General features: G+C 73.3%; 11 protein-coding genes. 4 read left to right on the forward strand and 7 right to left on the reverse strand.

Annotated features, from left to right (window positions below; translation table 11 throughout):
* Positions 1-16 precede the first annotated feature (16 nt).
* Positions 17-616 (forward strand): helix-turn-helix domain-containing protein, encoded by a 600-nt coding sequence (locus AB0J53_RS09695; RefSeq protein WP_364170515.1) that lies wholly within the window; start codon positions 17-19, stop codon positions 614-616.
* Positions 617-687: 71 nt separating this feature from the next.
* Here the strand turns inward: AB0J53_RS09695 and AB0J53_RS09700 are convergent, their stop codons facing one another.
* Positions 688-2,661, reverse strand: a complete 1,974-nt coding sequence (locus tag AB0J53_RS09700) for a glycosyl hydrolase family 18 protein (protein ID WP_364170518.1) — start codon at positions 2,659-2,661, stop codon at positions 688-690.
* Between the two features lie 197 nt (positions 2,662-2,858).
* Here AB0J53_RS09700 and AB0J53_RS09705 point away from each other — a divergent pair, with 197 nt between their 5' ends.
* Positions 2,859-3,266, forward strand: coding sequence for a cupin domain-containing protein (locus AB0J53_RS09705; RefSeq protein WP_364170521.1), 408 nt, complete (start codon positions 2,859-2,861; stop codon positions 3,264-3,266).
* Between the two features lie 4 nt (positions 3,267-3,270).
* Here AB0J53_RS09705 and AB0J53_RS09710 read toward each other — a convergent pair whose 3' ends face one another.
* The 3 genes from AB0J53_RS09710 to AB0J53_RS09720 are packed head-to-tail and all read right to left on the reverse strand — an operon-like array spanning position 3,271 to position 5,715.
* Positions 3,271-3,909, reverse strand: coding sequence for an endonuclease (locus AB0J53_RS09710; RefSeq protein WP_364170524.1), 639 nt, complete (start codon positions 3,907-3,909; stop codon positions 3,271-3,273).
* A 3-nt stretch (positions 3,910-3,912) separates the two neighbouring features.
* Positions 3,913-4,602 carry a rhodanese-like domain-containing protein gene (locus AB0J53_RS09715; RefSeq protein ID WP_364170526.1) on the reverse strand — a complete coding sequence of 230 codons (690 nt, stop codon included), beginning with the start codon at positions 4,600-4,602 and terminating at the stop codon, positions 3,913-3,915.
* Positions 4,603-4,635: 33 nt separating this feature from the next.
* On the reverse strand, positions 4,636-5,715 hold the full coding sequence (locus AB0J53_RS09720) for a glycoside hydrolase family 19 protein (protein WP_364170529.1): 1,080 nt from the start codon (positions 5,713-5,715) through the stop codon (positions 4,636-4,638).
* Between the two features lie 162 nt (positions 5,716-5,877).
* Here AB0J53_RS09720 and AB0J53_RS09725 point away from each other — a divergent pair, with 162 nt between their 5' ends.
* On the forward strand, positions 5,878-6,240 hold the full coding sequence (locus tag AB0J53_RS09725; protein WP_219518676.1) for a cupin domain-containing protein: 363 nt from the start codon (positions 5,878-5,880) through the stop codon (positions 6,238-6,240).
* Positions 6,241-6,288: 48 nt separating this feature from the next.
* Here AB0J53_RS09725 and AB0J53_RS09730 read toward each other — a convergent pair whose 3' ends face one another.
* Positions 6,289-7,080: an SAM-dependent methyltransferase gene (locus AB0J53_RS09730; RefSeq protein WP_364170532.1), complete on the reverse strand. Its 792-nt coding sequence runs from the start codon at positions 7,078-7,080 to the stop codon at positions 6,289-6,291.
* Between the two features lie 92 nt (positions 7,081-7,172).
* Entirely contained in the window at positions 7,173-8,369 is a 1,197-nt protein-coding gene (locus tag AB0J53_RS09735) for a serine hydrolase domain-containing protein (protein WP_364170534.1), read from the reverse strand.
* 111 nt (positions 8,370-8,480) lie between these two features.
* Here AB0J53_RS09735 and AB0J53_RS09740 point away from each other — a divergent pair, with 111 nt between their 5' ends.
* On the forward strand, positions 8,481-9,041 hold the full coding sequence (locus tag AB0J53_RS09740; RefSeq protein ID WP_364170537.1) for a helix-turn-helix domain-containing protein: 561 nt from the start codon (positions 8,481-8,483) through the stop codon (positions 9,039-9,041).
* A 22-nt stretch (positions 9,042-9,063) separates the two neighbouring features.
* Here the strand turns inward: AB0J53_RS09740 and AB0J53_RS09745 are convergent, their stop codons facing one another.
* Positions 9,064-10,950, reverse strand: coding sequence for a serine/threonine-protein kinase (locus tag AB0J53_RS09745; protein ID WP_364170540.1), 1,887 nt, complete (start codon positions 10,948-10,950; stop codon positions 9,064-9,066).

Here is a 10,950-nt window from a genome sequence, read left to right on the forward strand (position 1 = left end):
GTCATAGAATGTCAGCATGTCAGACGGGGCCGCGGCCAAGCAGGACCACATCGTCGCCGCCGCCCTGGGCGTCTTCGTCCGTCACGGCTACCGGCGCACGTCCATGGACCTGATCGCGCGCGCGGCGCGCATGTCACGCCCCGCCGTCTACCAGTACTTCGGCGGCAAGGAGGAGCTCTTCCGCGCCGTCGGCGAGAAGCTCGCCGGCGACCTCGTGACCGCCGCGCGGGCCGCGTGGCGCGGCGGCGGCTCCGTCGCCGACCGGCTCTACGGGATGCTCGCCGTCAAGCTCGACCTCGTCGGCGGCGGCGTCGAGGCGCGGCTGCGCGCCGAGCTGCTGGCCGAGGCGCGCGAGGTGGCGGGCGACGTGGTGCTCGCCCTGGAGGACGGCTACACCGAGGCGGTCGCGGCGGCGCTGGAGGCGGCCTCCGGCGAGCTCGACCTGCTGGGCCACGCCATCCCGGCGCGCGACGCCGCCGCCGTCCTGGTCGCCTCCCTGACCGGCATCGCCCAGCAGGAGGCGCCCCCGGAGGTCCTGCGCACCCGGCTGCGCCAGCTCGTCGAGCTGACCGTGCGCGGCCTCGCAACGCGAACACCCGCCCCCGCCACGCCGTAGGCGCGGCAGGAGCGGGTGCTCCTGATGTGCTGCCCTGGGCGCGACCTCACGTCCCGCCCAGGGCGCCTGCGTCAGTTCAGGCCGTTCTTCATCGCGGTGATCAGCTCACCGTTGGTGGTGTCGCCGCTGAGCTCCCAGAAGAAGGCGCCGCCGAGGCCCTGGTTCTTCGAGTAGCCCATCTTGCTGCCGATCGTGGCCGGCGTGTCGTAGCTCCACCACTGGTTGCCGCAGTACGCGTACGCGGTGCCCGCGACGGTCCCGGTGGAGGGGCAGCGGGTCTTGAGGACCTTGTAGTCCTCGATGCCCTGCTCGTAGGTGCCCGGCGCGGGGCCGGTCGCCGTGCCGCCCGGCGTGGACTGGGTGACGCCGGTCCAGCCGCGGCCGTAGAAGCCGATGCCGAGCAGCAGCTTGCTCGCCGGGATGTTCTTGCTCCTGAGCTTCTGGATCGCCTGGTCCGAGTGGAACCCGGCGATCGGGATGCCCGAGTAGGAGTTGAGCGGCGAGTGCGGGGCCGTCGGGCCCTGCGCCGCCCAGGCGCCGAAGAAGTCGTACGTCATGACGTTGTACCAGTCGACGTACTGCGCGGCGCCGCCGTAGTCGGCCGCGTCGATCTTGCCGCCGTCGGTGCCGTCGGCGGTGATGGCGGCGGTGACCAGGTTGTTGCTGCCGAAGCGGCTGCGCAGCGCCTGCATCAGGTTCTTGAACGCGGCCGGCCCGCTGGTGTCACAGGTCAGGCCACAGGCGTTCGGGTACTCCCAGTCGATGTCGATGCCGTCGAAGACGTCGGCCCAGCGCGGGTCCTCCACCAGGCGGTAGCAGGACTCGGCGAACGCGGTCGGGTTCTGCGCGGCCTGGGCGAATCCGCCGGACCAGGTCCAGCCGCCGAAGGAGAACAGCACCTTGAGGTTCGGGTACTTCTTCTTGAGCTTGCGCAGCTGGTTGAAGTTGCCGCGCAGCGCGCCGGCGTCCCACGTGTCGGCGACGCCGTCGACGCTCTCGCCCGCCTGGTAGAAGCGGTCGTAGTCGGCGTAGCTGTCACCGATGGTGCACTGGCCGTTCTGCACGTTGCCGAAGGCGTAGTTGATGTGGGTCAGCTTCGAGGCCGAGCCGCTGGTGTCGATGTTCTTGACGTGGTAGCCGCGCTGGTAGACGCCCCACTGGACGAAGTAGCCGAGCACCTTGTCCCCGCCGGGGCCGCCGCCCTCGCTGGTGCGCGCGCTGACCGCGGAGCTGGCCGCGGAGCGGTTGCCGGCGGCGTCACGGGCGCGGACGGTGTAGCTGTAGGACGTGTTGGCGCTCAGGCCGGTGTCCGTGAAGGTGGTGCCGGTGACGGTGTCGACCAGGGTGGTGCCGCGGTAGACCTCGTAGCCGGTGACGGCGACGTTGTCGGTGGAGGCGTTCCAGGCGAGCGAGACGCTGTTGGAGGTGACGCCGGTCGAGCGGAGGTTGCCGGGCACGCTGGGCGCCTGGGTGTCGTCGCCCCCGCCCTGGCTGGTGCGCGCGCTGACCGCGGCGGTCGCGGCGGAGCGGTTGCCGGCGGCGTCACGGGCCCGCACCGTGTAGCTGTAGGCGGTGTCGGCCGTCAGCCCGGTGTCGGTGAAGGTGGTGCCGGTGACGGTGCTGACCAGGGTGGTGCCGCGGTAGACCTCGTAGCCGCTGACGGCGACGTTGTCGGTGGAGGCGTTCCAGGCGAGCGAGACGCTGCTGGAGGTGACGCCGGTCGAGCGGAGGTTGCCGGGCACGCTGGGCGCCTCGGTGTCCTCACCCGGGCCGCCGGTCGTGACCTCCCACAGGGCGGGGACGTTCGGCGGCTCCCAGCCGGGCAGGGAGGTGTGGCTCTGACGGCACTTGTAGGAGACGCCGTTGTAGGTGACGACCGTGCCGGCCGTGTACGCCGTGTTCGGCGCCCAGGCGGCGAGCGCGGCGACGGACGCCGACGGCGCCGTCGCGCCGTACGCCCCCGTGGGGGCGGCGACCACCGCGGTGAGCGGCATGAGTAACGCCGCGACGCCGGCCAGGACCTTGCTCTGAACGCTGTGTCTCATGATGCTCCGACATCCGAGTTGGGTGAACTCTGGGGGGTGGGATGGGAGTACGCGCCAACTGTTAGGAAAGTTTCCTTTTAGTTGTACAGGTGACGGTAACCCGTGTTTTACGGAGGCGTCAATAGCGCCGCGTTGACAGAGATGGACAACATGGTTCACTATTTAGACAACCACGTTTCCTATCCGAGGAGCCCGCCATGCCCGTCGTCCGCAGCGCCGAAAGCCGCCGCACCGAGACCCCCAACGCCGTCATGACCACCCTCGCCTCGCCGGCCCAGGGCGGCTCGTCTCAGGTGGTGTGGCGGGTCGACATGACCGGAGGGCAGGCGGGACCGGTCCACGCCATCGACGCCGAACAGGTGTGGACCGTGCTCGACGGCGGCGCGACCGTCGAGGTGGACGGCGACACCCTGACCGCCGGCCCCGGCGACACGGTCGTGATCCCCGCCGACGTGCCGCGCCGCATCACCGCCGCCGCGCCCGGCGGGCTGGCCGCCATCGTCGTCGCCCCCGCCGGGATGCGCGCCTACGGCACGACCGCCCCGGTCGACCCGCACTGCGCGCTGCCCGACGCGGGCAAGCTCGTCCCGGCCTGGGTGGTCTGACCGGTCAGCGTCCGGCGGCCTTCACCTCGGCGGCCGACTTCTTGCTGCGCGAGACCCGTACCAGGGCGGCCGACAGCCGGGCCAGCTTCGGGCCGGACCCCGCCAGGCCGGCGAGCGGGCCCTCGCGGTGCGGCAGGCCGACCGCCCGGGCGCCCTCCAGCACCCGGTCGTCGAGGTGCGGCGCGACCTGCGGCCACACGCCCTGCACCTCACGCAGGAAGATGTCCGTCCCGGCCGGGCCGATGCCGGGGAACTCGGCGAGCAGCTCGCGCAGCCGCCGCTCGTCGCCCCCGGCCTCCTCGCGCAGCCGCCGCAGATCGCCCTTCCACCGGTCGAGCAGCAGCTCGGCGCCGTCACCGAGCATCGTGGCGGTGCGCTCGTCGTAGCGGCGGTAGTGCCCGCGGCCCAGCGCGTCCACCCGCTGCTGCCAGCTCGCCGCGGCCATCGCCTTCGGCGTCCGGAAACCGGCCGCGAACAGCTCGCGCGCCGCCGCCACCGCGACGCCGGACGAGATCCGCGCGCTCAGCAGCGTCGACAGCACCAGCAACTGGTAGAGCGGCATCGGCCGGTCGGCCATCCTGATGCCGGCCTCCTCGGCGTAGGTCTGACCGTAGCGGTCGAGCAGCGCCTCCAGCGTCCCCATGACTCACCCCTGGTCCGACTCGTTCTCCGGCGGCCGGGTGTCACCGAGCCCGAACAGGCCGACCAGCGTGCCGTCCGCCCGGGTCACCACCACGTGCTGGACCCCGGCCCGCTCCATCCGCTCGACCAGCGGCTCCAGCGGCTCGCTCGGCCGCACCGTGGTGACGCCCGTGTTCATCGCCTGCTCGGCGGTGCTCCGCGAGCCGCCCGCGGCCAGCTCGTCCGAGCCCACGACGCCCTGCACGACGCCGTCGCCGCCGACCACCACGGCCAGCCCGGCCGGATCGCCGAGCACCCGGTCGCCAAGCTCGTCCAGCGGCTCGTCCAGCCCGGCGACCACCGGGTCGGGGCGCACCTGCCGCACGACCAGCCGGGCCTCGCCCTCGTACGGCAGCGCGGCCGACAGCCAGTCCATCTTGCCCGCCGCGTAGTCGCGCACGTCGCCGAAGCCGAGGCGGTCCAGGCGGCGGGCGGCGCGCGGGCTCAGGTCGCACAGCCAGTCGTGGCAGTAGACGACGACCGGCCGCCCCGGGTCCAGCGCGCCGGTCGCCGCCTCGTCGAAGCCCTTGAGCGGCACGTTGACCGCGCCCGGGAGGTGCGCCCAGGCGTACTCGCGGCCGGGCAGCACCTCCACGAGCTGAGCCTGCCGCGCGAGCAGGTCCCGGACGTCCTCACGGTCGGCTGTTGTCACCATGAGGGAGCCGTACCCGCCAGGCGGCGAACATGCTCAGCAGGTCAGATTGCCTCCCGTCGTGGTGCCGAGGATCTGCGTGAAGCGCTGGTAGTTGTTGACGCGGCTCTGGACCTGGGCCGGGTTGCGGCCGCCGCACTCCAGGGCGCCGTTGATGCTGCGGATCGTCTCGCCGAAGCCGTGGCCGTTGACCATCGCGTTGTGCGGGGTCATGGTGCCGGGACCGTTCTGCGTGTTCCAGTACCACAGCGCGGTCTTCCACGCCACGGCCGCGTCGTTCTGCACCAGCCACGGGTTGCGCAGCAGGTCGATGCCGAGCGCGTCACCGGCGGCCTTGTAGTTGAAGTTCCAGCTCAGCTGGATCGGGCCGCGCCCGTAGTAGGCCGCCTGCCCGGCCGGGCAGCCGTAGGGCTGGCTCGAGTCGCAGTAGTGCGGGTAGTTCGCGGTGTTCTGCTCGACGATGTGGACCAGGCCGCCGGTCTCGTGGCTGACGTTGGCGAGGAAGGCCGCCGCCTCCTGCTTGCGCACGGTCTCGCTGCCGGTCTTGGCGAAGCCCGGGTACGCGCTCAGCGCGGCGGTCAGGCCGCTGTAGGTGTAGAACGAGTTCCGGTTCGGGAACATCTGGTTGAACTGCGCCTGGCTGACGACGAACCCGGACGGGTCCGGCGGGCCGGTGGGCGTGGACGTCGGCGTGGGCGTGCTCCCTCCGCAGGTGTACGGCTCCCAGTACCAGGTGGAGACGACCGGGTCGTAGCCCGGGTTGTCGTGCTCGGCGCGGTAGTAGCGGCCGTCGGTGTAGCGCACGATCGAGCCGGCCGCGTAGAAGGTGCCCGCCACCCAGTTCGGGTGGTCGCACGAGCCCGGCGGGGTGGTGCCGCCGCCGTCGCAGGCTCCCTGGTCGGCCCACACCTGGGAGCTGCCGGGGGTCTCGTTCTGCGTCCACCATCGGGCCGACCAGTTGCGGCCGTTGTGGGAGGCGGTCATGCCGCCGGTGTAGACGGCGCCGGAGCTCCACGCGGCGGCGCAGGCCGCGGCGGAGGCGCTGGACAGCGGGAGCACGAAGGCCAGCCCGCCCACGACGGCGGCGGCGCACGCGGACGCGAGGACGCGCTTCACCTGATCACCTTCTCTTGCCGGGGGGTGTAACTTATAGGAAAGTTTCCTAAGAGTTGGCCTGACACTAGCCTTGACACCCACCTGCGACAAGGCCCAATTCCCGATCGTCTTGTGACCCGCCGGACCCGGTGGAAGACTGAAAAGTGACGGAGGGGGGACGTCATGATCGAAGTCAAGAGCATCGACAAGCCGGACGAACGGCGCGACTTCCCGATGGGCCACCTGGAGGTGTGCGAGCTGACCGGCCTGAGCTTCGGCGTGGCCACGTTCGAGCCGGGGTGGCGCTGGTCGGAGTCGGTCAAGCCGATCGCGGGCACCGACCTGTGCGAGGTCCACCACAACGGGTTCGTCGTGCGCGGGCGGCTGCACATCCGGATGCAGGACGGCACGGAGTCCGAAGTGGGCCCCGGCGAGGTGTTCGTCTGCCCGCCGGGCCACGACGCCTGGGTGGTCGGCGACGAGCAGGTCCTGGTCTACGACTTCGCGGGCGGCGCGAGCGACTACGCCAAGGCGAAGAACGGCTGACGGGCGGGACCATGCCGTGCCGGGGACGCCCCGGCACGGCATCCCATCTCAGGACTTGCGGCCCACCCCCGCGTAGTAGACCGCCTCGCGGTCCGCGTACAGCGTGTCGGGGTCCGGCCGCCACTTCGGCAGCGCGACCACGCCCGGCTCCAGCAGCTCCAGGCCGTCGAAGAAGCTCGTCGCCTCCTCCAGCGTGCGCAGCGTCATCGTGGCGCCGCCGCTCTCGTTCCAGTGCCGCACGCCCTCCTCCAGCTGCTTGCCGACCAGGCCGTGCGAGATGGCCAGATGGCTGCCCGGCGCCATCGGCTCCATCAGCCGCCCGATGATCGACCGCGCCTCGCCGGTGTCCGGCAGGAAGTCCACCACGCCGAGGAGCATCAGCCCGATCGGCTGGCCGAAGTCCAGCAGGTCGCGCGCCGCCTCCAGGATCTTCTCCGGCTCGCGCAGGTCCGCGTCGATGAACGAGGTGTCGCCCTCCGACTCGCCCTGCAGCAGCGCCCGCGCGTGCACCAGCACCACCGGGTCGTTGTCGACGTAGACGACGCGGCAGCCCGGGTCCACCGACTGCGCCACCTGGTGGGTGTTGTTCGCGGTCGGGATGCCGGTGCCGATGTCCAGGAACTGCCGGACCCCGGCCTGGCCCGCCATGTAGCGCACCGCGCGGCCCAGGAACTCCCGGTTGGTCCGGGCGAGCACCGGCAGCTCGGGCACCGCCTGGAGGATCTGCTCGCTGACGATCCGGTCGATCTCGTAGTTGTCCTTGCCGCCCAGCCACAGGTCGTAGATGCGGGCGGGGCTGGGAACCTCGGTGTTGATGCGGCTGAGCGCTTCTTCGGTCATCGGTCGCCTTCCCGGGCGAATGGGGCAGGATGTGCGACGAGCCTACTCGTTGAAGATCCACATGTACGCCCCTTCGTGCGCGAATCCCGGGCTCACCCGCGTTCCCGGTCCTCCAGCGTCGCGTACAGCGCCTCGATGAGCGAACGGACGCGGAAGTCGCCGCCTTCGAGCAGCTCGGAGCCGCGGTTGGGCACGTAGCCGAAGGCGATCCGGCGGTCCGGGTCGGCGAAGCCGAACGAGCCGGTCGCGCCGCCCTGCCCGAACAGGCCCGTCAGGCGCGGCGGCGCGGGCCAGAACGGGCCGCCGGGCACGGCGAAGCCGATCCCCCAGGCGGTGTGCGCGCACAGGGTGCGGTCCATGCCCTCGGCCTGCGGGGTGCGCACCCGGTCGACCAGCCCGGGGCCGAGCAGCCGGACGCCGTCGACCTCGCCGATCAGGGCGGCGAAGAAGCGGGCCAGCGAGTGCGCCGAGGCGACGCCGTCCATCGACGGGCTCTCCACCTGGTACGTGCGCGGGTCGTTGGTGGCGTCCCAGCCGATGGCGACGCTGCCGTAGAAGGAGCGGTAGGACAGGCTGCCGGGGTCGGCGAGCGCCGCGACGAACCCGGCGAGCTCCGGCACCTGCATGCCCAAGCGCACGGTGCCGGCGTCGGGCACGACCATCGTCGCCAGGCGCGGCAGCGCGGCGCCGGGCACCCGGACGTAACAGTCGAGGCCCAGCGGGCCGGTGATCTCCCGGGCCAGGAACTCGCTCAGCGTCACGCCGGAGACCCGGCGGACGATCTCCCCGGCGAGATGGCCGATGCTCACCCCGTGATAGCCGTGCGCGGTGCCGGGCGGCCACTCGGGGGCCGCGGCGGCGAGCGTGTCGGTGATCGGGGTCCAGTCGCGCAGATCCTCCCAGGTGATGGGCCGCGCGTGCATGCTGGGCAGGCCGGCGCGGTGCCCGAGCAGGGTGCGCACGGTGATGCCGGCCTTGCCGTTCGCCGCGAACTCCGGCCAGTAGCGGGCCACGGGCGCCTCCAGGTCCACCAGGCCCCGCTCGGCCAGCAGCAGCACCGCGGCCGAGGCGAACACCTTGCAGGTGGAGGCGAGCGGGGCGATGGTGTCGCGCCGCCAGGGCCGGTGCGTGCCCGGGTCGGCCTCGCCGCCCCACAGGTCCACGACCGGCCGCCCGTCCCGGTAGACGGTCAGCCCGGCGCCGACCTCGCCGCGCTCGGCGAAGTTGCGCTCGAACGCCTCCCGCAGCGGCTCGTAGCCCGCCGCCGTCATGCCGTCGGTCCGTGTCATCGTCCACGCCCTTCTCTCTACCTACCGGTCGGTCGGGACGTGACCGTACCCTACCGACCGGAAGGTCGGCTAGGCTGGGCGGCACACCTTCGGCTCGATGAGGCGGCGTCAGTGCGTAACGAACCCGGCGACACCAGGCAGCGCATCCTGGAGGCGGCCCGCGACCTGTTCGCCGCCCAGACCTACCGCGCCGCCAGCATGCGCGACGTCGCCGAACGGGTCGGCATCTCCAAGCCCTCGCTCTACCACCACTTCCGCAGCAAGAGCGAGATCCTCGACAGCCTCGTCACGCCGCCGATCGACGAGCTCGAAGCCGCCATCCGGGCCGCCGAGTCCGCCCCCGCCGGGACCGACGTCCGCCGTGACCTGCTCGCCGGGTGCCTCGACGTCATGCTCGCCCACCGCCGGACGATGGCGCTGCTCCTGCGCGACGCCTCCGTCTACGCCGACGAGAGCGCGCGGGTCATCTCGCGCGTGACCGCCTTCACCGGCCGGGCGGTCGACCTGCTCGCCGGGTCCGGCGCAGGGTGGCGCGAGCGCGTACGGGCCGCCCAGGCGTTCGCCGCCGTCGCCGACCCCGTCAGCCAGCTCCCCGATGTGCCCGTGGCGGAGCTCCGCGCCGAGCTGCTGCGCGGCGCGGGCGCGATCCTCGGCCTGGAGCCGTCCGCCTGACGGCGGTCACCGGTGCTCCCGGTCAGCGCGCCGCCCAGTGGACGGTCCAGGCGCCCCCCGTCGCGAACTCGGCGAGCGTGCGCACCGGATCGCCGGTCAGATCCACCGCCCGCACCGCCGAGGAGGCCGCGGAGTAGACGGCCAGGTGGTCCGTCCCGTACCAGAACCAGAGCACCCCGCCCGCCGGCAGCGGCAGCGTCGTCAGACGGCGGCCCGTGGCGGCGTCGAGCACGCACGCCCTGTCCTCCGCCCCCGGGCAGAGCGTGGCGAGCCTGCCGTCGGCGGAGAACACCGGGACCGTGCCCGCCGGCTGCCGCACCCCGCCCAGCGTGCGCAGCACGGCGCCGGCGGGGGAGTGGACGGTGATCTCGCCGGTCCCCGACGCGCGGGCCAGGGTGTCGCCGGAGGCCCACACGTAGTCCTCCTTGCCCGGCGCCGGGGCGCTGACCACGGACGCGGTGCGGCGGGCCGGGTCGACGACGGCGAACCCCGTGGTGCGGTCGTCCAGCCGGGGGTCCCACACGCTGACCAGCAGCCGGGAGCCGTCCGGCGACCACGACGGGCGGCGCAGCGCCAGCGGCGGCTCGACCACGTCCACCCAGAACGCGCCCGTCAGGTCGCGCGCGGTGAACCGCACCGCCCCCGCGTTCTCGACGGCCAGGTCCGGCGACTCGTGCACGTACGCCACCCGATCCCCGCCGGGGGAGATCACCGGCGCCATCCGCTCCGTGACCGGCAGAAACGTGTCCTCGCCCGGCAGCCGCACACCGGCGGCGAACGCCAGGCCCTCGCTCAGGTCCGTGGACCCGCGTAGGAACGACGTCAGCCGTAACGGGTCCCTCGGGTGCTCGTGCAGCGTCGCGCCCAGCTCCGGCACCACGACCGTACGGGTGCCGGCAGCCGGCGGACCCTGCCGGGCGGCGACGTACAGCAGCGTGAGCGCGACCGCCACCAGCGCCGCGACCGAGGTCACCGCCCCCGCCACCCACCCCCGCGCCTTCCCGCCCGCCTTCCCGCCCGCCTTGATCGGCGCGGCGAGCCGCGCGGTGCCCTCGGGAGCAGGACCCCCGGCCCGGGCGGCGGCGCTGCCCGCCGCCAGCGGGTCCGACACGGCCGACGGCGTGCGCCCCAGCAGGCGCAGCAGCACCTCCCTGGCCGCCGGACGCCGCGCCGGATCCTTGGCCAGGCACGCCGCCACCAGCTCACGCAGATCACCGTCCAGCCCGCCGAGATCCGGCTCGGCCCGCATGATCCGGTGGACGAGCGCGGGCAGCGGCCCCGCCCCGAACGGCGGCGCCCCCGACGCCGCGAACACCATGGTCGCCCCCCACGCGAACACGTCCGCCGCCGCGCCCGCCGCCCTCGGCCTGAACTGCTCCGGAGCCATGTACGGCGGCGTCCCCGCCACCTCGTCACCCGCCCCCGCGTCCCCCACCGGCCGGGCGATGCCGAAATCGATCACCCTCGGCCCCTCCGGGCTCAGCAGCACGTTGCCCGGCTTGAAATCCCGGTGCACCACCCCCGCCCGGTGGATCGCCGCCAGCGCCGTCGCGGTCCCCACCGCCAGCCGGTGCAGCTCCCGCCCCCGCAACGGGCCGCGCGCCGCCACCGCCTGCTGCAGCGTCGGCCCCTCGATGAACTCGCTCACCACGTACGGCTCGGCCCCCGCCGCGCCGACCTCCAGGACCTGCGCCGTGCAGAACGCCGCCATCCTGGGCAGCACCTCAGCCTCCCGGCGCAGCAGCGCGGCGGCCTCCTCGTCGGCGGCCCGCAGCACCTTGACCGCCACCGGCCGCCCGCCCGGCGCCTGCGCCAGATAGACCACGCCCTGCCCGCCCGCGCCCAGCCGCCCGCGCACCACGTACGCGCCGATCCGCGCCGGATCGCCGGGCTGCACCGCGGCGGCCAC

The organism is Nonomuraea sp. NPDC049725 (assembly GCF_040674795.1).
GTDB lineage: Bacteria > Actinomycetota > Actinomycetes > Streptosporangiales > Streptosporangiaceae > Nonomuraea > Nonomuraea ceibae.